Source organism: Rhodococcus sp. DMF-1, assembly GCF_021441945.1.
Classification (GTDB): domain Bacteria; phylum Actinomycetota; class Actinomycetes; order Mycobacteriales; family Mycobacteriaceae; genus Rhodococcus; species Rhodococcus ruber.
Genome location: NZ_CP090442.1, coordinates 1,624,970 through 1,651,192, shown reverse-complemented (window position 1 = coordinate 1,651,192; position 26,223 = coordinate 1,624,970). Strand labels below are relative to the sequence as shown.

The window sequence follows — 26,223 nt, the reverse complement described above, 5'->3', positions numbered from 1 at the left end:
CCTTCGCGCACGGACGATACGCGTCGATCGCGCCCCTCGCGTCGACGACACCGGCCGGCGCGTCGTGCCCGGCTCGGGGGTGCGACGCACGCACCCGTGTGGCGCACCGGGGCAGCAGCTGTTCCCGTCGGTCAGCGCGCGGGCGTGTGCGACCGGCCCGGGACTCGACCGTGACGGGCCTCGACTGCCTGCCGTGTCTCCTCGGCGATCAGGCCCGCGTTGATCCGGGCGGCGACGGCCGCGCCTGCCGCCGCGGCGGCACCCACCTGGGCGACGGGATCGGTGACGTTACCGGCAACCCAGACGCCGGGGACGTCGGTGCGGCCGGTCACGTCCGCCGGAATGTGCTCTCCCACCCCGGCCGGATGCTGCGCCGGCCGCACCCCGAGGGGCGCGAGAAAATCGGCGCGCACCACCATCCGCGGCGCGACCACCAGCGCCTCCCGGGCGATCATCCGGTCCCCACGCAGCCGTACCCCCGCAAGTCGGTCGTCGACGGTCTCCACTGCCACGACTTCACCGTCGATCACCCGGACGCCACGCGCGGCCAGTTGCTCCGCCTCCTCTGCGGCGGGCCCCGGCGCCGTGTGGGTGAAGAAGGTGACGTCGGCGCTCCACTGCCGGAACAGCAGGGCCTGGTGCACGGACATGGGGCCGCTCGCGAGCACGCCGATCGCCTGGTCGCGGACCTCCCAGCCGTGGCAGTACGGGCAGTGCAGCACGTCTCGTCCCCACCGTGCCCGCAGGCCGGGTACGTCGGGCAGGTCGTCGACCGCTCCGGTGGCCACCAGCACCTGACGCCCCCGGGTCACCCGGCCGTCGGACAGCGCCACCTCGAACCCGCCGTCTCTGCGGGTGACAGCATCCACGCCGGCGCGCACCACGTCACCGCCGTATCCGCGGACCTCGCCCCGGCCGCGCTCGAGCAGTTCGGCCGGCGGGATCCCCTCGCGGCCCAGCAGCCCGTGCACACCCGTCGCCGGTGCATTGCGCGGCGCACCCGCGTCGACGACGACCACCGATCGTCGCGCGCGGGCGAGCATCAGTGCCGCGTTCAACCCGGCGGCTCCCCCGCCGATCACTACCACGTCGTATCCGTACCCGAGCACGTCGCTCATCTCGACCACCTCCACGACGACTGTGCGTGCCGACCGCAATGACTGGCAACATAATTTGCCGATATGGCAAAATTACCGCATGGACGATCTCGACCAGGCGCTCGCGACGGTCGGACCCCGGCTCCGCGCGCTGCGGCGTACCCGCGAGACGACGTTGACCGATCTCTCGGCGGCGACGGGCATCTCGGTGAGCACCCTGTCCCGACTCGAGTCCGGAACCCGCCGACCGACGCTCGAGCTGCTGCTGCCCCTGGCCAGAGCGCACGGGGTGACGCTCGACGAACTGGTCGGCGCCCCGCCGACGGGCGACCCGCGCATTCACCTGCGTCCCGTCACCCGGCACGGCATGACCATGGTGCCGCTCACCCGGCGAGCCGGCGGGATCCAGGCGTACAAGCTGGTGCTCCCCGCCGACAGCAGCCGCGGGGAACCGGATCCCCAGACCCACGAGGGGTACGAGTGGCTCTACGTCCTCGACGGACGGCTACGGCTCGTCCTCGGTGAGCACGACCTGGTTCTCTCCCCCGGGGAGGCGGCCGAGTTCGACACTCGCGTGCCGCACTGGTTCGGCGCCGCCGGTGCCGAACCGGTCGAGTTCCTCAGCCTGTTCGGCAAGCAGGGTGAACGAGCGCATCTTCGCGCCCGTCCGGCCACGAAACCTGTTCCGCGCCAGTCCGATCCGTAGAGATCTCCCGCTCCCGTGTGGGCACGGAAGGGCCGATGGTTCACCGCTGAGCCCCGGCACGGAACCCCTCCCCGCTTTTCGCCCACCCACGGCGTTCTGACTCACTATAAGAGGGGGTTATGACGATCATGCCCGATCCATGCATATATGCGAATCTATGCGCCCTTTCGGAGGTCGACTGGATGGGTCTTCGTAACGTTTCGAGTTTCGTCCGCATAGCACCAGTTATCTAACTGCTATTATTTTTTCTCATTCATTTCGTTTCGTAATTCATTTCGTTTTGAGACACGTACACTGCGGCCCATAGGACGCGCCGGGGCCCGTATTCAGCCCGCCGGAAGGCCCCCTCCTCGTGTGCTCGGCTGGTGAGCTCGGTCGAGAAAGAGCTGGGCAGTGATTCGGCTAATCAAGGAATTCCGTAGGCAGCCGATTCCACTAACGCCTCCTGGCCTCTCCCTCCCCCTGATAGATATGGCGGCAACCACCGACCGAGATGAGGAATCCGTGAGCGAAGCGAGCACCGGCGACTCCCTGCCCGACCAGCGCATGCCCGACCAACGCATGCCCGACGCGCGCCCGAAGCCGGGACGGCCGCGCAAGTACGCGTCCGCCGCAGACCGGGTCCGGGCCTACCGAGAACGCGAACGGCAGAAGAGGGAGGCGGCCTCCCTGGCCGAGCTGACCACTCCCCCGGGCCCGGCCGAAGCAGCCACCAACCTGGCGTCCGCCGTCGCCGCGCTCCGCACCCTGAACGCGACGTCGCTCGCGCAGTACAACGCCGTCGCCGCGCAGATCACCGCGGCCGTCGACAAGCTCACCGACCCGGACGCACTCGAGGCGCAGATGACCCGGGCCACCACGGAGCTGGCGAAGGTGAAGGCGGACGCGGATGCCAGGATCGCCCGCCTGCGCGAGCAACTCGCCCAGGCAACCGAGGACCGCGACAACGCGGAGGCCGCCGTCGAGGCCGTCGACCGCGAGCTGGCGGACGCCCGCGCCGCGCACGACACCCGGATCCGGGACCTCGAGACCGCGCATCGCGACGAGTCGACACGAGCGGCCGAGGAGCACGCGGACACACTGCGCACCTGGCAGGAACGCATCGACGCCACCGCGGCCGCGCACGCCGCGGAGATCGCCGAGTACCGGTCGACCGTCACCACCCAGCAACAGCAGCTCGCCCGGCTCGAATCGGAGCTCGCGACCCTGCGTGACGAACTGGCGCACACCCGCGCCGCGGCGGAGAAGGAGGCGGCCACGGCCGCCGCGGCCGTGGCCCGGCTCGACACCGATCTCACGGCGGAACGCGCCCGCGTCGAGGAACTGCGCGGCGCCCTCGAGGAGGCTCGCGTCGCGGCGGCCGCCGCGCGGGCCGCCGAGACCGCGGCCCGCGATCGAGGCGACGAACTGCGGGCCGAGATCGTCGACCTGCGCGGCGAGCGGGACCGGCTCCGGGGCGAGCTCGCCGCGGCACACGCCGCGGCGGCCGAGACCCGCCGCGAGGCGGACCCGACGGAGACGACGCCGGCCGAGAGCTGACCGAGCGGCGACGTTCCCGACCCCGGCGACGACCGGACGCCCACGCGAGGCACGGCGGCGCCTCCCGCCCCGGGTGTGGCACGCACGGCACCGGGGGTTGCGTGGCACGTGGGCCGCCCCCGCCTACCCTGTCACGGTGAACGAAACGCAGCCGCCCGCCGGGCACACCGACCCGGGGCCCGGGGTGCAGCACGATCGGCTCCGGTTGTTCTCGTTCGCCACGGCCGAGAAGCGGGCCGAGTACCTCTGGGTGCTGCGGGCTTTCGACATCGCTCGGGCCAACTACGTCGTGCTGCTGCACGCCGCCGAGGTCGCGGCGATCCTCGAGCGGACCGGCTCGACGGATCCGGCGGCGGCACTGTCCGCTCAGGACGTGGCGCCCCTCCTCGAGCAGCTGCACGCCTGGGGGGTGCTCGAACGCAGCTACGACGGCACCCGGGTGGCGTCGCTGGCCGAGTACCGCAACCGGCACTACGTGTATCAGTTCGGCCGGGCCGGCTACCACGCCTTCCGGGCGGTCGAAGAGGTGCTGAGCGCGCGCGGCGAGGACGCGTCGCTGTCGCGTCTCGCCCTGGCGGATCTACTGGCCGACCTGACCGAGCTGGCGGCGGCGAACGACGCCGGGGACGGCGAGCTCGTCTACCGCAAACTGTCGCGGCTGGACACGACGTTGTCGGACATGGCCGAGCGGGCCGCCGGGTTCTACCTGATGCTCGGCGACCTGGTGCGCACCACCGAGGTCACACCCGAGTCGTTCCTGGCGCACAAGGATGCGGTGCTGGCCCACATGCGGGAGTTCAGCACCGACCTGGCCCGCTACGGTCCTAAACTCGCGGCGGCGCTGGCGCGGGTGCAGGAGACCGGGATCGACCGCATGCTCGGGTTCGCCGCCGCGCACGACGAGCGGATGCTGTTGTCCGTGGCCGAGCGGCACGCGGACTGGTGGGCCCGGTGGCGTGGGCTCGAGCGGTGGTTCGTCGGCGCCGCCGACGTGCCCAGCGAGTCGGAGCGGCTCCGGGACGGCACGATGAGCGCGATCGCGGCGGTGCTGGCGCTGCTGCGGCGATTGACGGAGACCCGCCGGGGCGGGGTCAGCCGCGAATCGCAGCTGCGGCACCTGGCCGCCTGGTTCGCGGCCGCGCCGGACGAGCAGTCGGCGCACGCGCTGTTCGACGCGGTGTTCGACCTGGGCCGCCCGCGGCACTTCTCCGTCGTGCATCCCGACCCGGAGACGGTCCCGGTGACGACGTCGTGGTGGGACGCGCCACCCGTGCCGATCGCCCGGACGCTGGCCGAGACCGGGCGCACCCCGTCGGCGGGAGCGCCGGCGCGGGTGCAGCGCAACGAATCCGGGGTCCGGCGGTTGCGGGAGCGGCAGCTGGCGACGCAGCGGGCGCGGGCCGAGGCGGCACGCTCCCTCGCGGCGGGCGGCGTGGACGAGCGGGAGTTGTCCGAGCCGGAGACCGAGGTGCTGTTGGGTCTGCTCGACGCGGCGCTGTCGGCGCGGGTTCCGGTCAGCGGCACCGTGCCGGGTGCGACGGGCACCCAGAACGGGGTGCGGCTGACGCTGAGCCCGGCCCCGGAGGGCACGGTGGTCCGGACGGCGCGGGGCCGGCTGCATCTGGACGGGCTGCGGGTGAGCGTGCAGTGAGCGCCCGGCGGATCTCGCCGCTCGACCGGGATTCCTACCAGCGGGCGGCACGGCTGATCCTCTCGCACCACCTGGTGACCACCCGATACCCCGACCGGGCCGCGCTGCCGCTGCTGCGCCGGTGGGCGACGGAGCTGCGGGAGGACCTGCTCGAGTTGTTCGGGTACCGGCTCGAGGTGACCGAGACGACCGCGCGGTTGTTCACCGTCGCCGACCGGCTCGATCCCGGGGGCGGGGCGCGCTCGGTGACCGACCGGCCCTTCGACCGTCGCCGGTACGCATATCTGGCACTGGCGCTGGCGGCGCTGGGCCGCGCGGGCGGGCAGATCACCCTGTCGGAGCTGGCCGAGCAGGTCGCGTCCGAGGCGGGCCAGGTGCCCGGGGTCGAACTGGCTCCCGAGCGGGCGACGGACCGGGACGCGTTCGTCGACGCGGTGGCGTGGCTGGCGGCGCGGGGGGCGATCGCACTGGCGGACGGCGACGCCGGGGGCTGGGTGTCGGACCCGGAGCGAGGTGAGGCCCTCTACGACATCGACCGGCCCGTGGTGGCCGCGTTGTTCCGGCCGCCGCGGGCGCTGCAGCACCTGCACTCGGTGCGGGGCCTGCTCGCCGCCGGTGACCGCCGCGACGGTGACCGCCGCGACGGGGACCGGAGCGTGGGCACCGCGGAGGTGGCGCGGCGGGTGCGCCGGGCGCTGGTGCAGCGGCCGGTGGTGTATGCCGAGGAACTCGACGACGAGGCGCGGCTGCAGCTGGCGCTGCCGCGCACGACCGCGGGGATCGAGCTGTTGACGGGGCTGGTGGCCGAGCGCCGCGCGGAGGGCGTCGCGCTGGTGGACTCGTCGGGGCGGATGTCGGATCTGCGGTTTCCGGGGGTGGGGACGGTTCCGCAGGTGGCGTTGTTGCTGGCCGGGGAGATCTGCGCGCGGGTGTCGGAGCCGGGGTGCGAACCGGTGCGGTTGCCGCGGCCGGTGGACGCGGAGGCCGAGCTCGAGGCGGGATTGGACGCCGCGATCCCGGCGGCCGGGGTGTTCGCGCCGCTGGCGGGTGACGCGGCTGCGGCGGATGCGCCCCCGGGGCCGCGGCCGGCGCCGGCGCATCCGCTGGTCGAGGACAGTTGGCTGGCGGAGACGGTGGCGCGGCTGGCCGACGAGTTCGGCCGTACCTTCGCCGCGCAGTGGCAGGCCGATCCGGCCGGTCTGCTGGAGGCGGCGGTGACGATGTTGGAGCGGCAGCGGCTGGTGGCCCGGGTGCCCGGCGGGGTGCTGGCGTTGCCGGCGCTGGCCCGGTTCCGGGGGGTGGTGGTGACGGTGCGCGAACGCGATCCGCGTCTCGCGCTGGCCGGCGAGGATTCGAACGAAGCGGAGATGTCGTGAGCAGTGCCCGTTTCCGGCCCACCCGGGCCGGGATCATCAACCTGTGGGACTACCGGGATCAGGAGTTCTCGTTCGCGGACGGTCGGCTGGTGCTGCGGGGGCCCAACGGGTCGGGCAAGACCAAGGCGCTCGAGGTGCTGTTCCCGTTCGTGTTCGACGGTCGCATCGAGCCGCGGCGGTTGAACCCGTTCGCCGGCGAGGAGCGCACGATGCGGTCCAACCTGCTGTATCAGGGGCAGGACAGTGCGTATTCGTATGTGTGGATGGAGTTCTGCCGCGGGCGCCGGGACGATCCGGAAGCGGTGACCGTGGGGGTCGGGATGCGCGCGGCGCGCGGCCACGACAAGGTCACGCGGTGGTATTTCGTCGTCGACGGCCGGGTCGGTGTGGACTTCTCGCTGCTGGATGCGGCCGATCGTCCGCTGACGCGGCGGCAGCTGATCGAGGAGGTCGGTGCCGATGCGGTCACGGACCGGCCGGTGGACTACCGGGCGGCGATCGATGCGCGGTTGTTCGGGCTCGGGATCGAGCGTTACGAGCAGCTGATCAACCTGATCCTGACGTTGCGCCGGCCGCAGCTGGCGAAGAATCTGGATCCGAAGGGGTTGTCGCAGGCGCTCACCGACGGGTTGCGGCCGCTCGACGAGCAGCTGGTGCTCGAGGCGGCGCGGTCGTTCGCCGACATGGAGGAGGTGTCCCGCACGCTGGAGTCGTTGGCGGCGGCCGACGACGCGGCGCAGAGGTTCGTCGCGGTGTATACGACCTACCTGGGTCAGCAGGCTCGCGCCGACGTGGACCGGCTGGGGGCCCGGCTGGCGGCGGTCGACGCCGGCACGTCGGAGTGGACGGCGTCGGTGGCGGCGTTCGAGCGGGCCGGGGTGGAGCGGGCGCTGACGCTCGAGCGGCTCGAGGTCGCGGAGCGGGACCTCGAGCAGACCCGCGCGACGCTCGAGGCGCTGCAGCGGTCGAGCGCGTACGAGGGTAAGCAGCAGCTCGACGATCTGGCGCAGGTGGTGGCGGATCTCGAGCGCACCACGGCCGGGCAGGCGGAGCAGGCGCAGCGCGCGCGGGTGGAGCTGGCGCAGCGTGAGGAGGAGGCGCGGCGGGCCGCGGAGGCGGCCGCGGACGCGGCGTCCGCGGCACACCGCGCCGAGGACGCGCTCGCCGGGGCGGCGCGCGATGCGGGTGTCGAGTGGGCGGGGCCGGGCGGGGACATCGGCGGTGACCAGATCGCGGCGACGGTCGCCGCGTGTGCGGAGGAGCGGGCCGCGGATGTGCGCGCGGTGCGGGCGGCGGTGGCGGCCGCGGAGGGGGCGTCGGCGGCGCGGGTGCGGGCGGAGGCCGCGGCCGAGCGCGCCCGGGCGCAGCGCGAGTCGGCCCGGGCGGCGGTGGACGCGGCGGACGCGGCGGTGGAGTCGGCCCGCGCGGAGGCGTCGACCCTGTTGCGGGAGTGGTGGACCGGTCATCGGGACGCGTGGTCGGGGGTCGACGGGCCGGAGGAGCTGTTCGAGGCGCTGGCTGCGGCGATCGCGGCGGCCGGCGACGACGAGGCGGCAACACCGGCGGCGGTGCTGGCCGAGCGCACGGCGCCGGTGGTCGAGGAGTTGCGGTTCCGCGGCCGTGGCCTGGAGGCGGAGATCACGCACGGGCGGGAGCGGATCGCGCTGTTGGAGGCCGAGCGGGACATGATCGAGGCCGAGCGCGACGACGCTCCCCCGGCGTTCCCTGCGTCGACCGCGGGGACCGGCACGTCGGGCGCGCCGCTGTGGCGGCTGGTGCGGTTCGCGGACGCGGTGAGCGCGGAGGCGGCCGCGGGCCTCGAGGCGGCGCTGGAGGCGGCGAACCTGTTGACGGGCTGGGTGTGCGGCGGGGCGGGAGACGTGCCCGCGGGGGCGACGGTGCTGGTGCCGGCGCCGCCGGCGCAGCGGCCCGCGGGCCGGACGTTGGCCGACGTGCTGGTCGTGGAACCGGATACCGGGGTGCCGGCCGAGCGGGTGCGGGAGGTGCTGGCGTCGGTCGCGGTGCCGGACGTGGTGACGGACGAGACCGGCCCGGCCGTCGACGAGCGTGGCGGCTACCGCCAGGGGGTGCAGCTGGGTCGGTACACGAAGGCGGAGGCCGAGTACATCGGGGCGACCGCGCGGGCCCGTCGCCGTCGCCTGCGATCGGCCGAGCTCGACGCGGAGATCGCCGAGGTGCGGGCGCGGGTGGCGGACGCGGAGTCGGCGCGGGTGGCGGTCGGCGAACGGCTGGCGCGGCTGGATGGGGCCGCGTCGGCGGTGCCGCGCACCGGCGCGGTGCTTGCGGCGTTGCGGAAGGTCAGTGAGTGCGCGGGGGCGTTGCGCACCGCCGGGGAGGCGGCGGCCGCGGCGGACCGGGACCTCGATCAGGTGATCGCCGAATGCTCCGTGAAGGAGCGGCAGGTGCGGTCGGTGGCGGCCCGGCACCGGGCGCCGCACACGGTCCGCGAGCTCGAGCAGCTGGCGGCGGCGATCCGGTTCTTCGAGTCGCAGGGCCAGGTGTTGTTGCGTGCCCGGCGGGAGCGGGTGGCCGCGATCGAGCGGGCGCGGGAGGCGCAGGCGCGGCGCGACGACACCCGGGTGGCGGCCGGTGCGTCCGCCGAGCGGGCGGTCACGGCCGAGGAGTCGCTGCGGCAGCAGCAGCAGCGGCTGGCGACACTGCGTGAGGCGTTGGGCGCCGACGCGCAGCAGATCGACGCGCAGCTCGCACAGGCCCGCGAACGGATCGAGGCGGCGCGGGCGGAGCAACGCGCCGCGCGCCGCGCGCACGACGAGGCGGTCGAGCGGCTCGGGAAGGCGGAGGCGGCGCATGTCGCGGCGGAGCAGGCGCTGCGGTCGGCGTTGACCGAGACGCGGGCCGATGCGGCACAGCTGGCGCCGTATGCGCGGCCGGATGTGCTGGCGCTGCTGGGGATCTCGGAGGAGCTGCGGTGGCCGTCGGCGGCAGTGGAGTGGCCGGCGCCGGAGCAGGCTCGGCTCACCCGGGCGGACGGGGATGTGCCTGCGGTGCCCGCGGCGGTGGGGGCGCTGTACGCGGCGCTGGCGGCGGCGACGGCGACGGTCAAGGGCGGGGACGGGGCCCGCAAGGCGGCCCGGTCGGCGTTGACGGCGGCGTTGCAGGAGTTCGACGGTCAGCTCGCGGCGGCCGGTCAGGACTATCGGCTGCAGTGGGATGCGCCGGAGGGGTTGACGGTGGTGCGGGTGCAGGACGAGCAGGGGTTCTCGTCGGTGGCGGAGTTCGCGGTGCGGATCGGGGCGGCGCGGCGGGAGCAGGAGCTGCTGTTGACCGACGCGGAGCGGCGCATCCTCGAGGATGCGCTGTTGGCGGGCTTGGCGCAGCAGATCCACGAGCGCACCGAGGACGCGCGGGAGCTGATCGCCCGGATGGGGACGGAGATGCGGCAACGGCGCATGTCGTCGGGGACGACGGTGGGAGTGCGATGGGTGCTGGCCGATCATCTCGACGATCAGGCACGGGCGGTGTGCCGGCTGCTGGATCGGGAGGTGTCGGCGCTGGGTCCGGAGGAGCTGGCGCGGGTGCGGGCGCATTTCGCGGCGCGGATCCGGGCGGAGCGGGCGGCGCATCCGGAGCGGTCGTATCCGGAGATCCTGGCGACGACGCTGGACTACCGGCGGTGGCGGGTGTTCTCGTTCGGGTTGATCGGCGCGGACGGCACGGAGGATCGGTTGACGGTGGCGCGGCATTCGGCGTTGTCGGGGGGTGAGCAGTCGGTGTCGCTGCATCTGCCGTTGTTCGCGGCGGCGCACGTGATGCTGGATTCGGCGGATCCGCAGGCGCCGCGGTTGCTGGCGTTGGACGAGGCGTTCGCCGGGGTGGACGACAACGGGCGTGCGGAGTTGCTGGGGTTGAGTGTGCAGTTCGATCTGGATCTGTTCATGACCGGCTACGACCTGTGGATCACCTATGCCGGGGTGCCGGCGTGCGCGCACTACGATCTGGCGCATTCGGTGGCCGAGCACACGGTCGGGGCGACGCTGCTGGTGTGGTCGGAGGGCGGGTTGCTCGCCGAGCACGACGGGTCGGATCTGGCGGCGGCGCTGGGGTCGCCGGGGACGCGGCGGGTGCCGGCGCCGGTGAAGGGGGCGCTCGAGTTCGCGTAGGGGTGCGGGTACTCCCGGATCGATGCGGGAGGCGGCGCATCCCCCTCTGCTCCGATGCGCCGGACGGTGGGTTCCGCTTCGGGGCTGTGGAAGCAGGGTCGCCAAGTTCGGTTTTTCTTTAGGTTCCGCTGCGCTCGGATTCTCTCGGTGCCGGGGTGCGGCGTCGCCGACCGCAGGCCCCGCCGACGCCGAGTCAGGGCCCCCGACTACGGCATCGATCGGCACCACACCGGATTCGACGGATGCTGTCGCCACCCGGTCGTCGGCGCTGCGCGCTGCCGAATCCACGGCAACGGGCAGACCGACGAGCTGCGGCGGAGCGTTGACCCCCGTCCGGTCCGATGCAAAGATGATCAACCACACGCGGTCGAACGCGTGTGCGAAAACTCAACAGGAAGGCCCGCCGCGACTGCCACCGCGACGGGCCGGATGTCCGACTGAAAAGGAGTCGAACATGCGACAGCATACTCATGCGCAGGTGACGCCATGAGCATCGAAGCGATCATCTGGGCACTTGAACGCGCCGCGATCCCCTCCCCCACGCCGCCCGGCATGCCGTCGGCGCCGGCGCTGACCGTGGTCCTGATCAGCCTGGCGAATCACGCGTCCCGGCACGGCGAGGGCGCCTATCCATCCGTGCGCACCCTCGCCGGCTACGCCCGGATGAGCGAACGGCAGGTGCAACGCTGCCTTGCCGCCCTCGTCCAGCTCGGTCTCATCTCCCGCGGCGACCAGCAGCGCGTCGCCGCCACCATCGCTCGCGAGGACCGTCGCCCCACCTGCTACAACCTGGCGATGCGGCGGGGCGACACATCGTCACCCCGCTCCCGCGCACGGGGCGACAACTGTGCCCCCGACGGGGTGACAGTCGAGCGGCCACGGGGTGACACGCATGTCACCCGAACCGTCCTCGAACCAAGAGATGAACCTGCTGCGTCGCGCCCGGCGCCTCCCGCCCGCGCCGCGAAGGCGGCGCAGCGGCCGCATCATCCGCAGATCGAGACACTGGCCGCGGCATGCCGCCGGGCCGGGCTCACCGCCCGGTTCGACACCCTCACCGCGGAGAAGGCCTCGATAATCACGCACTCGGTCGACGTCCACGGCATCGACGCGCTCGTGCGCGCGGCACTCGCACGCCATCGACCACACGATCCCGCCCGCTCGGCGGCGGCGTGGATCCCGACCTGGCAGGAACTGCGCCCGCCGCGGCCGAAACGTCCACCCACCTGCGGCAACTGCGAGGAGTACGGCTGGCGACCTGACGACGAACTCGGCAGAGCAGTTCGCTGCCCGTGCCGCCGCGCCGGATTCGAGTGGCCGGAGGCACCCCCCGGAGTGCCGAGCGCACGCAAGCGGACCGAATCCTGCTCCGCCCACGACCGCACTCACCGGACGTTGTGTGCGAGTAGTGCGTGACGCGGACGGAGTGTCTGTTCGCCGTGGTCGGTCCGATGGATCCACATTGCGCCGCGACGACGCCGCCGGCGGGCGATTCGTCCACGAGTCGCACCGCCAGGGGCCTTTTCGGCGAGTGCCGGTGGTGGCGGAGACCTACGGCCCGGCACCGGAGTTCCGCAGCGCACATCTCGTCGTTACGCCTCGGCGTGTCGCGACGAGATGTGCACACTCGAAATGAGCTCTATCGCAGTGGGATGCCGAGCAGGGCGTCGACGGCGTCCGCGAATACGGCGGGCGCCGAGGGGTCGTCGCCGCCGCGCTCGACCGCGAACGTCGCCCAGCTGTCCAGCGCGGCGAGGGCTTTCGGGGTGTCGAGGTCGTCGGCGAGGTGCTGACGCAGCCGAGCGATCGTGTCGTCGGCGGACTGGGCCGAGCCCAGGGCCGCGGCGTCGCGCCACAGGGCGAGGCGGGCCTGGGCGTCGGCGAGGACCTGGTCGGTCCAGGCCCGGTCGGTGCGGTAGTGCCCGGCGAGCAGACCCAGTCGGAGGGCGGCGGGGTCGACGCCCTGGCCGCGGAGTTTGGAGACGAAGACGAGGTTGCCGCGGGACTTCGACATCTTCTCGCCGTCGAGGCCGATCATCCCGGTGTGCACGTAGTGCCGCGCGAAGCGGCGCTCGCCGGTGACGGCCTCGGCGTGGGCGGCGGAGAACTCGTGGTGCGGGAAGATCAGGTCGCTGCCGCCGCCCTGGACGTCGAATCCGCTGCCGATGCGGTTGAGGGCGATGGCGGCGCATTCGATGTGCCAGCCGGGGCGGCCGTCGCCGAACGGGGACGGCCAGGCCGGTTCGCCGGGCCGCTGCGCGCGCCAGAGCAGCGCGTCGAGCGGGTCACGCTTGCCGGGGCGGTCGGGGTCGCCGCCGCGTTCGGCGAAGAAATGCTCCATGGTGGCGCGGTCGTAGCCGGACTCGTAGCCGAACTGCTCGGTGGCGTCGGCACGGAAGTACACGTCGGGGTACTCGGCGTCGTCGACGATGTAGGCGGCGCCGGAGGCGACGAGTTTCTCGACGAGCTCGACGACCTCGCCGACGGATTCGACGGCGCCGATGTAGTCGCGGGGCGGCAGGACGCGCAGCGCCTCCATGTCCTCGCGGAACAGCGCGGTCTCGCGCATGCCGAGGACGATCCAGTCCTCGCCGTCGCGGGCGGCGCGTTCGAACAGCGGGTCGTCGACGTCGGTGACGTTCTGGACGTAGTGCACGTCGTGGCCCGCGTCGCGCCACACCCGATGGACCAGGTCGAAGGCGAGGTAGGTGGCGGCGTGGCCGAGGTGGGTGGCGTCGTAGGGGGTGATGCCGCAGACGTACATCGTGGCCGTGCGACCCGGGGTGACGGGGCGGACCGCGCGGTCCGCGGTGTCGTAGAGCCGCAGCGGGGGGCCCTGGCCGGGGACGGACGGGAGCGCGATGTCGGACCATGACAGCATGCGCACGAGCCTAGTGGAGGGCGCAGAGCGCTCCGGACGGAGGCCGGGTCCTCAGAACGCCGGCCAGGGGATGCGCCGCTCGCCGACGGGGCGGGGCATGACGGGGCGGCGGAGCAGGGCGGCGATGCGGCCGCGCAGGGCGGCGACCTCGCGGGCGGTGATGTAGGTGCCCAGCCGCCGGCCGAGTTCGCCGTCGAGTTCGCGGGCGAGTTTGTCCAGGTCGACCAGGAGCGACGGGTCGATCGGGCTGCCGGCCCAGCCCCACAGCACGGTGCGCAGCTTGTTCTCCTGGTGCAGGCAGATGCCGTGGTCGACGCCGTACACGCCGCCGTCGAGGCCTTCGAGGGCGTGTCCGCCCTTGCGGTCGGCGTTGTTGAGGACGACGTCGAGCACGGCCATGCGCTGCAGGCGCGGGTCGTCGGCGTGGACGAGGACGACGTCGGTGCCGTCGAGGTCGCGGGCGCGCAGGACGGGCAGCCATCCGGGAGGGACGGCGTCGAGCGGGCACAGGTCGACCAGGTCGAGGCGGCCGGGCGGGTCAGCGGGATCGGGGGTGTCGATCCACTGCTGCACCATGCCGGTCCCGAAGGGTCCCTCGCGCAGCACGGTGGTGGGGATCACACCCCAGCCGAGGGCTTCGGAGACGAGGTAGGAGGCGACTTCCCGGCCGGCGAGAGTGCCGTCGGGGAAGTCCCACAGGGGCCGTTCCCCGCGGACGGGTTTGTACACGCAGCGCACGGTGGTCGCGCCGAGGGTGGCGTCGCACACGAGGGTGGCGTTGCTGGCGTGGACGACGCGGCCGACCACGGTGAGTTCGCCGTCCGTGAGCACGGTGCGGAGGTCGGGGCTGCCCACCGGGTCAGGTCTCCTCGCCGAGCCAGGCGGCGGGGTCGAAGCCCTCGGTGCGCAGGTACCCGTTGGTGCGGACGCAGATGTGGCCGCCGCCGACCGGTTCGCCGCACAGCGGGCACGGGGTGCGGCCGGCGGCGACGACGAGTTCGGAGCGGGCGGCGAAGTCGCGGGCCTGCTGGGGGGTGAGGAAGACGCGGACGGCGTCCGGGCCCTCCTCGGCGTCGTCGAGGACGACGGACTCGTCGACCTCGGTCTCGGTGACGGCGAGCAGTTCGACGACGACGTTGCCGCTGTCGGCGTCCCAGCCCAGGCCCATGGTCCCGACGCGGAACTCCGCGTCGATGGGGGTGACGAGCGGACTGATGTCGACGTCCGGGTCCTCGGGCAGGTCGGTGCCGAAGCGGCGGTGCACCTCCTCGAGGAGCAGGCCCATGCGGTCGGCGAGGATCTGCACCTGTTGCTTCTCGAGCGTGACGCTCACCACCCGGGAGGCGTGCACGGCCTGCAGATAGAACACCCGGTCGCCGGGTTCACCGACGGTGCCGGCGACGAACCGGTCCGGGGTCCGGAAGACATGTATCGCGCGGGCCATCGCACCTCCTCGTTGTCGTATCCATCCGGTGTCGCTCTCCCATTATCCGCCGCGGGGGGCGACCTCCCCGCCGGGCGCGGGCGCCGGTTGGGCGGGCGGTGCGAGCCCGGACAGGTCCGAGCCGGTGTCGTTGACCCGCAGCACGAACGGGCGGGTCTCGGTGTAGCGGACGACGCTGAGGGACGCGGGCTCGGCGACGATGCGCTGGTAGCCGTCGAGGTGCGTGCCGAGCGCGTCGGCGAGGACGGCCTTGATGACGTCGCCGTGGGTGCAGGCGATCCAGACGACGTCACCGCCGTGGGCGGCGGCGAGGCGGCTGTCGTGTTCGCGGACGGCGGTGACGGCGCGGGCCTGGACCTGCGCGAGGCCCTCGCCGTCGGGGAACACGGCGGCCGAGGCGTGCTGCTGGACCACCTTCCACAGCGGTTCCTGCAGGAGTTCGCCGAGTTCGCGGCCGGTCCACTGCCCGTAGTCCACCTCGACGAGGCGGTCGTCGACGAGGGGGGTCAGGCCGCGGTCGGCGGCGAGGGGGGTCACCGTCTGGTGGCAGCGCAGCAGCGGCGAGTGCACGATCTCGGCGATGGTGAGGCCGGCGAGCCGCGCGACGAGGCCCTTGGCCTGGATGTGGCCGACCTCGTCGAGTTCGACGCCGGGGGTGCGTCCGGCGAGGACCCGGGCGGTGTTCGCCGTCGAGCGCCCGTGCCGCAGCAGGATGACCGTCATGAAGCCAGCCTAATGGGCCGGGCGCCCGACGAGCGGGCCCGGCGGGGTCCCGGCCTCAGGTGGCCGAGATGGTGCCGGTGGCGAGCAGGGCCAGGACGAGGGTGCCGAGGGCGATGCGGTAGCCGACGAACCAGTACATCGAGTGGTCGACGACGAATTTGAGCAGCCAGGCGATGGAGGCGTAGCCGACGGCGAACGCGACGGCGGTGGCGACGAACAGCTGGGCGCCGGAGGCGCTGAGGCCCTCCCCGGCGGGTTCGAACGCGTCCGGGAGGCTGAACAGGCCGGAGGCGACGACGGCGGGGATGGCGAGCAGGAACGAGTACCGGGCGGCGGCCTCGCGGGTCAGGCCGAGAAACAGGCCGGCGCTGATAGTGCCGCCGGAGCGGGACACGCCGGGGATCAGGGCGAGGGCCTGCGCGGAGCCCATGACGATGCCGTCGCGGAGGGTGAGTTCGTCGAGCTTGCGGGTCTTGCGGCCGTAGCGTTCGGCGGCGGCGATGACCAGGGCGAACACGATGAGCATGGTGGCGATGAGCCACAGGTTGCGGGCGCCGGTGCGGATCTGGTCCTTGAACAGGAAGCCGAGGACGCCGACGGGGATGGTGCCGACGATCACGTACCAGCCCATGCGGTAGTCGAGGTCGCTGCGGTGTTCGCGGTGGGCGAGGCCACGGAACCAGGCGGCGACGATCCGGACGATGTCCTTGCCGAAGAAGACCAGGACGGCCGCCTCGGTGCCGAGCTGGGTGACGGCGGTGAAGGAGGCGCCGGCGTCGGTGCCGAAGAAGATCTCCGAGACGATCCGCAGGTGGCCGGAGGACGAGATCGGCAGGAACTCGGTCAGGCCCTGCACGAGGCCGAGGACGAGCGCCTGCAGCCAGGTCATGGATTCGCCGATCACGCGGTGCCCTCCGGGTGCTCGTGGGGACGGTCGCCGGGGGTGGGGTCGATTTTCACCTGGGCGAGGGTACGCGGCGCGGCGGAACGGTTTTCGCGGCCTCACGGCACTAGGGTGCTGGGTCAGGGGCGGCGGTCGCGGTGACGGCGGCTCGACCCCGTCGGTCGGATCGTGACGAGGCGCGGGCGGATATGGAACACAGAACGGTGGGTGCGAGCGGGCTGCGGGTCTCGCGGCTCGGCCTGGGCACCCTGAGCTGGGGACGCGGCACGGACGGGGACGAGGCGGCGGCGCAGCTGTCGGCGTTCGTCGACGCCGGTGGCACCCTGGTCGACACCTCCCCCGCCTACGGTGACGGGGTGGCGCAGCGGATCCTGGCGGAGCTGCTCGACGACGTGGTGCCGCGCGATCAGCTGGTCGTGTCGGGCAGCTCGGGCATCGACACCTCGAAGGTCGGGGCGGGGCGGGTGGACTGTTCCCGTGCGGGTCTGCTCACGCAGCTGGACCGCACGCTGCGGGACCTGGGCACCGACCATCTCGATCTGTGGCAGGTGGCGACGTGGGATCCACGGACGCCGGTCGACGAGGTGGCGGCGGCGCTGGAGTTCGCGGTGACCAGCGGCCGGGCCCGGTACGTGGGGGTGCGCGGGTACCTGGGGTGGCAGCTGGCGACGGCCGCGTCGGTGGCGACGCGGCACGCACCGCTGGTGGGAACGCAGGTGGAGTATTCGCTGCTCGCGCGCGGGGTCGAGGAGGAGCTGATCCCGGCGGCCCTGCACCACGGGGTGGGGGTGTTCGCGGCGGTGCCGCTCGCGGGCGGGGTGTTGACGGGCAAGTACCGCGACGGCATCCCGGCGGACTCGCGGGGCGCCGACGACCTGCACACCGAGGAGGTGCGCAGCTATCTGACCGAGCCGGCGGCGCGGGTGGTCGAGGCGGTGGCGACGGCCGCGGACGGACTGGGGACCTCCCCGCTGGCGGTGGCGTTGGCGTGGGTGCGGGACCGGACGGGAGTGGCGTCGACGGTGGTGGGTGCGCGGGATCTGGCGCAGCTGACCGGGGTGCTGGTGACGGAGGAACTGGAGTTGCCGGCGGCGATCGCGGCGGCGCTCGACGACGTCAGTGCGTGACGTCGGGCCCCCGGGCCCGCGACCCCGCCACGAAGTTAGGTTAGCCTGTGGTCGAGGTCGGTGCACCGGCACCGGACGGCGGGCACGAGGAGGGACCGGTCGATGACCGCGATCGAGGCCGCGGGGTTCGCGCAACGGCTCCGCCGGGAGACCGCGCAGGCGCACAGCGACACCGAGAACGCGCAGTTCGTCACCGAACTGCTGGCCGGCCGGCTCACCCGGCAGGGGTATGCGGCGCTGCTCGCGCAGTCGTGGTTCGTCTACGAGACGCTCGAACGGGTCGGCCGCTCGCACGCGGGTGACCCGATCGCCGGGCCGTTCCTGGACGACGCGTTGCTGCGCACTCCGGCGCTCGAGGCGGATCTGACGTTCCTGCTCGGCCCGCGGTGGCGGGAGACGATCGCGCCGCTGCCCGCGACCGAGCGGTACGTCGCGCGGCTCGAGCAGGTGGCCGCGGTGCGCCCGGAGGTGTTCCTGGCGCACCACTACCTGCGGTATCTGGGGGATCTGTCGGGTGGGCAGATCATCCGGCGCCTGCTCGAGCGCGCGTACGGGCTGGACCGGGACGGGTTGCGGTTCTACATCTTCGACGACATTCCCCACCCCAAGCCGTTCAAGGACGCCTACCGGGCGAAGCTGGACGCGGCGCCGCTCGACGAGGGCCGGCGGCGCACGGTGATCGACGAGGCGAACCTGGTGTTCGGGCTCAACGCCGACCTGTTCGCCGATCTGGCCGCCGACCTGGACCGGTACCGCACGACTTCCGCCCTGCCATGACGCGACGCGGCATCCTCGCGTTCCTCGCCGCGGCGCTCGCGCTCGTCGCGCTGCTCGTCGGGTGTTCGACCGCCCCGACCGGGGGCGGCGGGACCGGGGCGCGCACCGCGGTGGTGGGCGATCCGAATCCGCGGCCGATCGCCGAGGCTCCCGTGCCGGCGCTGCCGGTGACGGTCCGCGGCGTCGACGGGGTCGACGTCACCGTCACCGACGCCTCCCGCATCGTGACGGCCGACCGGTCGGGCACCCTCGCCCAGACCGTGTTCGCGCTCGGTCTCGGGGACCGGCTGGTGGGTCGGTCGACGGCGGGTTTCCCCGCCGTCGAGCAGGTGCCCAACGTCACCCCCGGCGGGCACGGGCTCTCGACGGAGGCGATCTTGGCCCTGGCCCCGACGGTGGTGCTCACGGACACGTCGGTGGGGCCGCTCGCGGTGCAGGAACAGCTGCGGGCCACCGGGGTGCCCGTGGTGTTCGTCGACCCGCGCCGCACCCTGGCGACCGTGGGCGAGCAGATCCGCTTCGTCGCCCGGGCGCTCGGCGTGCCCGCGGCGGGTGAGGCCCTGGCGCAGCGCACCGACGACGAGATCGCCGCGGCCCGCGCGGCGGTGCCGGACGACGGGACACCCCCGACGGTGGCGTTCCTGTATCTGCGCGGGTCGGCGATCAAGATGCTCGGCGGTCCCGGATCGGGCGCGGACGCGCTCGTCGAGGCGCTCGGCGGCCGCGATGCGGGCACCGTCGCCGGCCTGACGTCCGAGTTCACCCCGATCACCAGCGAGGCGATGATCGCCTCCGCCCCGGACGTGATCTTGATCATGACCGAGAGCCTGGCCTCCGTGGGCGGGCCCGAGGGCCTCGCCCGGCTGCCCGGCGTCGCCCAGACCCCGGCCGGGCGCGACGGCACCATCGTCGACATGGCCGACTCGGTGCTGCTGAGCTTCGGCCCGGACACCGGCCGGGTGCTCGCCGCGCTCGCCGCGGCGCTCTACCCGGCCGCACCGGCATGAGCGCCGTCGACTCCCCCGCCCCCGTCCGTCCGGCCGCCGCCCACCGCGGCCGCACCGCGGCGGTGGTCGCGGGCCTGACGGCCGCCCTGGTGGTGCTGGCGGTGCTCTCGGCGTGCCTCGGGCAGGTGCCCACCTCGCCGGCCGAGGTGATCGGCAGCGTGCTGCACCGCCTCGGGCTCGACCTCGGGCCGCTGCCGGCCCACCCGGCCGGTGAGGTCACCCTGTGGGAGGTGCGGTTCCCGCGGGTGGTGCTCGCCGTCGTGGTGGGGGCGTCGCTGGGCTGCGCGGGCGCCCTGCTGCAGGGCGTGTTCGCCAATCCGCTCGCCGAGCCCGGGGTGATCGGCGTCTCCGCCGGGGCCGCCGTCGGGGCGTGCGCGGCGATCGTGCTGGGCGGGGCGTTCACCGCCGGGTGGGCGCTGGCGGGCGCCGCGTTCGTCACCGGGCTGCTGACCACGACCCTGGTGTACGTGCTGTCGCGGTCCGAGGGCCGCACCGAGGTGGTCACGGTCATCCTCACCGGCGTGGCGGTCAACGCGTTCGCCGGCGGCCTGATCGCCCTGTTCACGTTCGTCGCCTCCCCCGCCGCGCGCGACCAGATCGTGTTCTGGCAGCTCGGCAGCCTGGGTGGGGCCACGTGGGAGGTCGTGTCGGTGGTCGCGCCGCTCGCGGTCGGCGGCGTCGTCGCGGCCGTCGTGCTCGCCCCGAAGCTGGACCTGCTCGCCCTCGGCGAGCACGTCGCGCGCCACCTCGGGGTCGACGTCGAGCGGGTACGGCAGGCCGCGATCGTCGTCGTCGCCGTCCTGGTGTGCTCCGGGGTGGCGTTCACCGGCATCATCTTGTTCGTCGGGCTCGTGGTGCCGCACCTGATGCGGATCGCGCTGGGGCCCGCGCACCGCGTGCTGATCCCGGCCGCCGCGTTGTGCGGCGCGGTGGTGCTGCTTGCCGCGGACCTCGGTGCCCGCACCCTGGTGCCGAACGCGGACCTGCCGCTGGGCATGCTGACCTCGCTGGTCGGTGGCCCGGTGTTCTTCTGGATGCTGCGCCGCACCCGGGCACGCCAGGGCGGCTGGGCGTGAGTCCGCGGCGGCCGTGGCCGGACCGGCAGGTGCCCGCCCGAGCCGGGCGGGGCGCGGTGACGCTGCGCGCCGAGCAGGTGGCCGTCCGCCGCGGCGACCGCGTCGTCCTCGACGGCGTCGACCTCGAGGTGCGGGTCGGGGAGGTGCTCGCGCTCGTCGGGCCCAACGGCGCCGGCAAGTCCACCCTGCTGGCCGCGCTCGCCGGCGATCACCCCGTCGCGGCGGGCGAGGTGACGGTCGGCGACCGTCCGCTGGCCGAGTTCTCGGCCGCCGCCCTGGCGCGACGACGGGCGGTGCTGCCGCAGCAGCACGCGGTCGGGTTCGCCTTCACCGCCCTGCAGGTGGTGCGGATGGGCCGTGCGGCCTGGGCGCGCACCGACCGCAGCCGGGACGACGAGACGACGGTGGCCGCGGCGCTGGCCGAGGCGGACGTCACGCACCTGGCGCACCGGCCGTTCCCGGCCCTGTCCGGCGGCGAGCGGGCCCGGGTGGCGCTGGCGCGGGTGCTGGCGCAGGACACCCAGACGCTGCTGCTCGACGAGCCCACCGCGGCCCTGGATCTGGGGCATCAGGAGACGGTGATGCAGGTGGTGCGCGGCCGCGCCGACGCCGGCACGGCCGTGGTGGTGGTGCTGCACGATCTGAATCTGGCCGCCGCGTACGCGGACCGGGTCTGTGTGCTCGCCGGAGGCCGCGTCGCCGCCGACGGCCCGCCCGCGCAGGTGCTGACCGGGGAGCTGCTCACTCGCGTGTACCACTACCCGGTGCGGGTCCATCCCCATCCCGGGACCGGCGCACCGCTGGTGCTGCCGCTGCGGGCCGGCGACGCGGCGGCGTCACCGGCCGGGCAGCCAGCCGAGCACGCGGTCGAGCCACGTCGGTGACCGGCACGGCCGGGCGCGGGCGACGGTGTCCCGCACCGCCGCCGCCACGCTGCGTTCGTCGCCGAGGTCGATCTCGGCGACCGACGCCCGCGCCCGGGCGATCACGTCCGCCGCGGTGGGCACGGTGGACGGGCCCGCGGGCCGGTACACCTCCACCCGCAGGGTGGCGCGGCGCACCCGGAACGAGAACGGCCGGCCCTCCTCGGTGCGACCGAACCCGTGCGCATGCACACCCGGGCTGAGGTATTCGACGACGAAGCCGTCGGGGGGCCGGTCGGGGGAACCGGTGGGCCAGGTCACATCGGCCTCCTGGCGGGGTGACGGGGGGCGAGGCGGCTGCGGCGCCGCCACGGCGATCAGGAACACTGGGGGTCGGGTGCGCCGCCGGCGACGGTGCCGCACGCCACCGACCCCGGGCGACGACGAGGAGCGAGACGATGGGCAGACCGGCAGCACGTGCGACCGCCGCGGCGGTGGGGTTCGCGTTGGCGCTGGTCACCGGGTGTTCCTCCTCCAGCGGCGGCGACAGCCTGCCCACCATCGACCCGGCGACCCCGGCCGTGGCGCCGGAACCGGCCGTCCCGCCGGCGGGGACGGTGCAGGCACTGGGCCGCGCCGTCGAGGCCCTCGCCGTCGATCCTGGCACGAGTACGGTCGCCGCGCTCGCCGGCGACGGGTCGCGGCTGCTGCTGCTGCGGGCCGCCGACCCCGCGGCAGCGCCCCGCGAGGTCACCCTGCCGGCCGCGGCGGCGACCGTGCTCGCCGGTGTCGACGGCGAGGTCCTCGCCCCCGGCGCCGGCGTCGTGACCCGGGTGGATGTGCGGTCGGGCGCCGTCACGGAGGTACCCGTGGACGGGGATGCGCGGGCGGCCGCCGTGCTGGCGGACGGTCGCCTCGCCGTGGGCACCGCCGACGGCGTCACCCACCTCGTGGACCCGGCGTCGGGTGCGACGCAGACCGTCCCCGGTCTGGCGTCGGTCGACGCGCTCGCCGCCGTGGGCACCGAGCTGGCCGCGCTGGATCGGCGCCAGACGTCGCTGACCGAGGTCGACGTCGCCGACGGGGACCTCGGCCTGGCGTTGCGCGCCGGGGAGGGTGCCACGCAGCTGGCCACCGACCCGCTCGGCCGGGTGCTGGTGACCGACACCCGGGGTGGGGAGCTGCACGTGTACACGCTCGATCCGCTGGTGCTGCGCCAGCGGTATCCGGTGCCGAACGCCCCGTACGGCGTCGCCTACGACAGCGCGAACGACCTCGTGTGGGTCACTTCGACCGGGAGCAACGAGGTCGTCGGCTACGATCTGTCGACCGGGATTCCGCAGGAGCGAGGCCGGTACGCGACGGTGCGGCAACCGAACTCGGTGGTGGTCGACACCGCCGGCGCCGTCCTGGTGATCGGATCCGGGACCGGGGACGGGCTGCAGAGGATCCCGATCGGGGGTGTGTGATGGCAGGTCCACGCGACGTGGGCGGCCGGTGGACGCGGATGCCGGTGGGCTGGGACACCAGCAACGACGAGTACGACTACGTGCCGCTGCGGCTGCCGCGCGACGTCTCGCGGGTCAGCGCGTCGCTCCGGCTCGCCATCCAGGCCGAGTTCCACGGGTGGGAGCTGACGCGGGTGCGGCTGTATCCCGACGGCAGCCGCCGGGTGCTGCTGCGCCGCCGCAAGACCGGCCACCACGTGCCCGAACCCACCGTTCGTTGACGCCGACCCCGGGCGCCGCCCGGGCCAGCAGGGAGTGTTCCGTGTATCGCTTGTTCCTTCGACTGCTGTTCCTGCTGCCGCCGGAGCGGATCCACCACCTCGCGTTCACCGCGATGCGGCTCGCGACCCGGGTCCCGCCGCTGCGGACGCTGATCGCGAAGGTTCTCGTCGTCGACGATCCGGTGCTGCGCAACACGGTGTTCGGGGTGACGTTCCCGGCCCCGCTCGGTCTCGCGGCCGGCTTCGACAAGGACGCGGCCGGGGTGAACGCCTGGGGTCCCCTGGGCTTCGGGTTCGCCGAGATCGGCACCGTCACCGCCCAGGCGCAGCCCGGCAACCCGGCGCCCCGGCTGTTCCGCCTGCCCGCGGACCGGGCGCTGATCAACCGGATGGGCTTCAACAACCACGGGGCCGGGGAGGCCGCGAACCGGCTGCGCACCCGCGCGCACACCGTCCCGATCGGCGCGAACCTCGGGAAGACCAAGGTGGTCGCGCCGGCGGACGCGGCCGAGGACTACACCGCGAGCGCCCGGCTGCTCGGCCCGCTCGCCGACTTCGTCGTCGTCAACGTCTCGTCCCCCAACACCCCCGGGCTGCGCGACCTGCAGGCGGTCGAGTCGCTGCGGCCGCTGCTCGCGGCGGTGCTGGACACCGTGCACGTACCGGTGCTGGTGAAGATCGCCCCCGACCTGTCCGACGAGGACGTCGACGCGGTCGCCGACCTCGCCGTCGAACTCGGGCTCGCGGGCATCGTCGCCACCAACACCACCGTCCGGCGGGACGGGTTGCGCACCGATCCGGCCCTGGTCGCGGAGATCGGCGCCGGCGGGCTGTCCGGTCCCCCGGTCGCGCAGCGCTCCCTCGAGGTCCTGCGCCGGCTGCACGCGCGGGTCGGGGACCGGCTGGTGCTGATCTCGGTCGGCGGCATCGAGACCGCCGAGCAGGCGTGGGAGCGGATCCTCGCCGGCGCGTCGCTGGTGCAGGGCTACACCGGTTTCATCTACGGCGGCCCGTTCTGGGCGCGCCGCATCCACAAGGGTCTCGCCCGGAAGGCGCGGGCAGCCGGGTTCGCGTCGATCGGCGACGCGGTGGGCGCAGGCGCCCGCGTCTGATCCGCCGCGCCCGGATCCGGCGGGCCGGGCCACACCGCCGGACAGACACACCCCTCGGGACGGGTGCGCCTGCCCGATTCCGCTGCGGAGCCGGCCCGCCGAACGGGTCTACTGCTCGAACGTGCCGTGCAGCGTCGCGCGCGCGATCGCGTGCGAGAACACGTTGAATCCGAGGAACGCCGGGGTCGAGTCGGGGCCGACCCCGTCGAGGGTCTCCACGTCGAGGGCGTGCACGGCCACGATGTAGCGGTGCGGGCCGTGCCCGGCCGGCGGGGCCGCGCCGAGGAAGCGGTGCAGACCGCCGTCGTTCTTCAAGGTGACCGCACCCTCGGGCAGCGCGGAGCCGGTGTCGTCGCCGGCCCCCGCGGGCAGCGACGTCACCGACGCCGGGATGTTCGCCACCGCCCAGTGCCAGAACCCGGACGCGGTGGGTGCGTCGGGGTCGAACACGGTGACGACGAAGCTCTTGGTTTCGGGGGGAAAGCCCGACCACGACAGCTGCGGGGAGATGTCCTGCCCGCCGGGCACCCCGAAGATCCCGCTGGCCTGTTCCGGCTTCAGCGGGCGACCGTCGGTGACGTCCTCGCTGGTGAGATCGAAGGTGGGCAGGTCGGGCAGCGGCGCATACGGGTCGTGGGCCATACCGGTCCTTTCTCTGGGTGCTGGTGTGCTCAGGCGTGCAGCAGGAAGTGTTCCATGACACGGGTGCCGAAGCGCAGCGCGTCGACCGGGACACGCTCGTCCACCCCGTGGAACAGCGCCGCGAAATCCAGTTCCGGGGGCAGCTGCAGCGGGGCGAATCCGAAGCAGCGGATGCCGAGCTTGGCGAAGGCCTTCGCGTCGGTGCCGCCGGAAAGCATGTACGGCACGGTCCGCCCGAGGGGATCGTGGGCCAGGATGGCCGCGTTCATCGCCTCGACGAGGTCCCCGTCGAACGTGGTCTCGTACGAGTCGAGGTCGGTGATCCATTCGCGGGTGACGTCCGGGCCGATCAGCTCGTCGACGGTGCGTTCGAACTCGGCGCGCCGGCCCGGCAGGATGCGGCAGTCGACGACGGCCTGCGCCGTCTGGGGAATGACGTTGGCCTTGTACCCGGCGTCGAGCATGGTCGGGTTGGCGGTGTCGCGCAGGGTGGCGCCGACGATGCGGGCGATGGACCCGAGCTTGGCGAGGGTGCCGTCGAGGTCCGGCGAGGCCGGATCGAAGTCGAGTCCGGTCTCCTCGGCGACGGCGGCGAGGAACTCGGCGACCGAGTCGGTCAGCACGAGCGGGAAGGTGTGCGTGCCGAGGCGGGCGACGGCCTGGGCGAGGACGGTGACGGCGTTGTCCTCGTGCAGGAACGAGCCGTGGCCCGCGCGGCCCTTGGCGGTCAACCGCATCCAGCCCAGGCCCTTCTCGGCGGTCTCGACGAGGTACAGGCGGCGCTCGCCGCCGTCGCGGCGCGGCACCGTCAGGGAGAACCCGCCGACCTCGCCGACGGCTTCGGTGATGCCGTCGAACAGGTCGGGGCGGTGCCGCACGAGCCAGTGGCTGCCGTAGGTGCCGCCGGCCTCCTCGTCGGCGAGGAACGCGAAGACCAGGTCGCGTGGCGGCACGATGTTCTCGGCCTTGAAACGGCGGGCGATGGCCAGCATCATCCCGACCATGTCCTTCATGTCGACCGCGCCGCGCCCCCACACGTAGCCGTTCTCCACGGCCCCGGAGAACGGGTGCACGCTCCAGTCCGCCGGTTCGGCGGGCACCACGTCGAGGTGCCCGTGCAGCAGCAGCGCACCCCGGGACGGGTCGGCACCCGGCAGGCGGGCGAACACGTTGCCGCGGCCGGGAGCGCCCGATTCGACGTATTCGGTGGTGTAACCGACCTCCTCGAGCCGCGCCGCCACCCACATCGCGCAGTCCCGTTCCCCGCGGGTGGTGGCCAGGTCTCCGGTGTTGGAGGTGTCGAAGCGGATCAGCTGCGACACCAGGTCGACGACTTCGGCCTCGGCGCGGGATCCGTCGGCCGGCTGGGCGGGATTCGATGTTGTGGACACGGTCCCCTGTCTACCATCGATCTCGGCAAACCCGCA

General features: G+C 73.6%; 23 protein-coding genes. 14 read left to right on the top strand and 9 right to left on the bottom strand.

Annotated elements, in window-relative coordinates:
- Positions 1-131: 131 nt before the first annotated feature.
- On the bottom strand, positions 132-1,118 hold the full coding sequence (locus LZP97_RS07720) for an NAD(P)/FAD-dependent oxidoreductase (protein WP_225222421.1): 987 nt from the start codon (positions 1,116-1,118) through the stop codon (positions 132-134).
- A 79-nt stretch (positions 1,119-1,197) separates the two neighbouring features.
- On the opposite strand from LZP97_RS07720, the gene LZP97_RS07715 reads away from it, so the two are divergent.
- The 6 genes from LZP97_RS07715 (at position 1,198) to LZP97_RS07690 (ending at position 11,927) form a co-directional block, all read left to right on the top strand.
- Entirely contained in the window at positions 1,198-1,803 is a 606-nt protein-coding gene (locus tag LZP97_RS07715; RefSeq protein WP_048774377.1) for a helix-turn-helix domain-containing protein, read from the top strand.
- A gap of 504 nt (positions 1,804-2,307) precedes the next feature.
- Positions 2,308-3,342 carry a hypothetical protein gene (locus LZP97_RS07710; RefSeq protein WP_048774379.1) on the top strand — a complete coding sequence of 345 codons (1,035 nt, stop codon included), beginning with the start codon at positions 2,308-2,310 and terminating at the stop codon, positions 3,340-3,342.
- Between the two features lie 184 nt (positions 3,343-3,526).
- On the top strand, positions 3,527-4,993 hold the full coding sequence (locus tag LZP97_RS07705) for a TIGR02677 family protein (RefSeq protein WP_029540225.1): 1,467 nt from the start codon (positions 3,527-3,529) through the stop codon (positions 4,991-4,993).
- On the top strand, positions 4,990-6,369 hold the full coding sequence (locus tag LZP97_RS07700; protein WP_048774380.1) for a DUF2398 family protein: 1,380 nt from the start codon (positions 4,990-4,992) through the stop codon (positions 6,367-6,369). Before LZP97_RS07705 ends, LZP97_RS07700 begins: the two co-directional genes overlap by 4 nt.
- A complete protein-coding gene (locus LZP97_RS07695) occupies positions 6,366-10,511 on the top strand; it encodes a TIGR02680 family protein (protein ID WP_210062871.1) in 4,146 nt (1,381 codons plus the stop codon). Before LZP97_RS07700 ends, LZP97_RS07695 begins: the two co-directional genes overlap by 4 nt.
- Before the next feature lie 486 nt (positions 10,512-10,997).
- Positions 10,998-11,927: a helix-turn-helix domain-containing protein gene (locus LZP97_RS07690; protein ID WP_010596481.1), complete on the top strand. Its 930-nt coding sequence runs from the start codon at positions 10,998-11,000 to the stop codon at positions 11,925-11,927.
- A gap of 223 nt (positions 11,928-12,150) precedes the next feature.
- Here the strand turns inward: LZP97_RS07690 and mshC are convergent, their stop codons facing one another.
- The 5 genes from mshC to LZP97_RS07665 are packed head-to-tail and all read right to left on the bottom strand — an operon-like array spanning position 12,151 to position 16,460.
- On the bottom strand, positions 12,151-13,392 hold the full coding sequence (mshC, locus tag LZP97_RS07685) for a cysteine--1-D-myo-inosityl 2-amino-2-deoxy-alpha-D-glucopyranoside ligase (protein WP_048773505.1): 1,242 nt from the start codon (positions 13,390-13,392) through the stop codon (positions 12,151-12,153).
- A 51-nt stretch (positions 13,393-13,443) separates the two neighbouring features.
- A complete protein-coding gene (locus LZP97_RS07680) occupies positions 13,444-14,247 on the bottom strand; it encodes an SCO1664 family protein (RefSeq protein WP_010596483.1) in 804 nt (267 codons plus the stop codon).
- A 4-nt stretch (positions 14,248-14,251) separates the two neighbouring features.
- Positions 14,252-14,836: a DUF3090 domain-containing protein gene (locus LZP97_RS07675; RefSeq protein ID WP_040269719.1), complete on the bottom strand. Its 585-nt coding sequence runs from the start codon at positions 14,834-14,836 to the stop codon at positions 14,252-14,254.
- 42 nt (positions 14,837-14,878) lie between these two features.
- Positions 14,879-15,559, bottom strand: a complete 681-nt coding sequence (locus tag LZP97_RS07670; protein ID WP_010596485.1) for a histidine phosphatase family protein — start codon at positions 15,557-15,559, stop codon at positions 14,879-14,881.
- A 55-nt stretch (positions 15,560-15,614) separates the two neighbouring features.
- Entirely contained in the window at positions 15,615-16,460 is an 846-nt protein-coding gene (locus LZP97_RS07665; protein ID WP_174557566.1) for an undecaprenyl-diphosphate phosphatase, read from the bottom strand.
- 191 nt (positions 16,461-16,651) lie between these two features.
- Here LZP97_RS07665 and LZP97_RS07660 point away from each other — a divergent pair, with 191 nt between their 5' ends.
- The 5 genes from LZP97_RS07660 (at position 16,652) to LZP97_RS07640 (ending at position 21,334) form a co-directional block, all read left to right on the top strand.
- A complete protein-coding gene (locus LZP97_RS07660; protein WP_010596487.1) occupies positions 16,652-17,590 on the top strand; it encodes an aldo/keto reductase in 939 nt (312 codons plus the stop codon).
- A gap of 102 nt (positions 17,591-17,692) precedes the next feature.
- Positions 17,693-18,367: a biliverdin-producing heme oxygenase gene (locus LZP97_RS07655; RefSeq protein WP_010596488.1), complete on the top strand. Its 675-nt coding sequence runs from the start codon at positions 17,693-17,695 to the stop codon at positions 18,365-18,367.
- The gene (locus LZP97_RS07650) at positions 18,364-19,374 is read left to right on the top strand and encodes a heme/hemin ABC transporter substrate-binding protein (RefSeq protein ID WP_010596489.1); all 1,011 of its coding nucleotides are present in this window, start codon (positions 18,364-18,366) and stop codon (positions 19,372-19,374) included. The genes LZP97_RS07655 and LZP97_RS07650 overlap by 4 nt, the downstream gene beginning before the upstream one ends.
- Positions 19,371-20,450, top strand: a complete 1,080-nt coding sequence (locus LZP97_RS07645) for a FecCD family ABC transporter permease (protein ID WP_017682195.1) — start codon at positions 19,371-19,373, stop codon at positions 20,448-20,450. Before LZP97_RS07650 ends, LZP97_RS07645 begins: the two co-directional genes overlap by 4 nt.
- Positions 20,447-21,334 carry a heme ABC transporter ATP-binding protein gene (locus LZP97_RS07640; RefSeq protein WP_048773508.1) on the top strand — a complete coding sequence of 296 codons (888 nt, stop codon included), beginning with the start codon at positions 20,447-20,449 and terminating at the stop codon, positions 21,332-21,334. The genes LZP97_RS07645 and LZP97_RS07640 overlap by 4 nt, the downstream gene beginning before the upstream one ends.
- Here LZP97_RS07640 and LZP97_RS07635 read toward each other — a convergent pair.
- Positions 21,287-21,634 carry a hypothetical protein gene (locus LZP97_RS07635; RefSeq protein WP_010596492.1) on the bottom strand — a complete coding sequence of 116 codons (348 nt, stop codon included), beginning with the start codon at positions 21,632-21,634 and terminating at the stop codon, positions 21,287-21,289. The genes LZP97_RS07640 and LZP97_RS07635 overlap by 48 nt on opposite strands.
- Before the next feature lie 137 nt (positions 21,635-21,771).
- On the opposite strand from LZP97_RS07635, the gene LZP97_RS07630 reads away from it, so the two are divergent.
- Genes LZP97_RS07630 through LZP97_RS07620 form a run of 3 tightly spaced genes read left to right on the top strand, consistent with a single transcriptional unit; the run spans position 21,772 to position 24,154 of the window.
- Positions 21,772-22,782: a lipoprotein gene (locus tag LZP97_RS07630; protein ID WP_048773510.1), complete on the top strand. Its 1,011-nt coding sequence runs from the start codon at positions 21,772-21,774 to the stop codon at positions 22,780-22,782.
- Positions 22,782-23,042, top strand: coding sequence for a DUF5703 family protein (locus LZP97_RS07625; protein ID WP_017682199.1), 261 nt, complete (start codon positions 22,782-22,784; stop codon positions 23,040-23,042). The genes LZP97_RS07630 and LZP97_RS07625 overlap by 1 nt, the downstream gene beginning before the upstream one ends.
- A gap of 41 nt (positions 23,043-23,083) precedes the next feature.
- Positions 23,084-24,154 (top strand): quinone-dependent dihydroorotate dehydrogenase, encoded by a 1,071-nt coding sequence (locus tag LZP97_RS07620; protein WP_040269711.1) that lies wholly within the window; start codon positions 23,084-23,086, stop codon positions 24,152-24,154.
- A 108-nt stretch (positions 24,155-24,262) separates the two neighbouring features.
- On the opposite strand, the gene LZP97_RS07615 is transcribed toward LZP97_RS07620, so the two are convergent.
- On the bottom strand, positions 24,263-24,796 hold the full coding sequence (locus LZP97_RS07615; RefSeq protein WP_048773511.1) for a YbhB/YbcL family Raf kinase inhibitor-like protein: 534 nt from the start codon (positions 24,794-24,796) through the stop codon (positions 24,263-24,265).
- Between the two features lie 29 nt (positions 24,797-24,825).
- Positions 24,826-26,187 (bottom strand): M20/M25/M40 family metallo-hydrolase, encoded by a 1,362-nt coding sequence (locus LZP97_RS07610; protein ID WP_048773512.1) that lies wholly within the window; start codon positions 26,185-26,187, stop codon positions 24,826-24,828.
- Between the last annotated feature and the right edge of the window lie 36 nt (positions 26,188-26,223).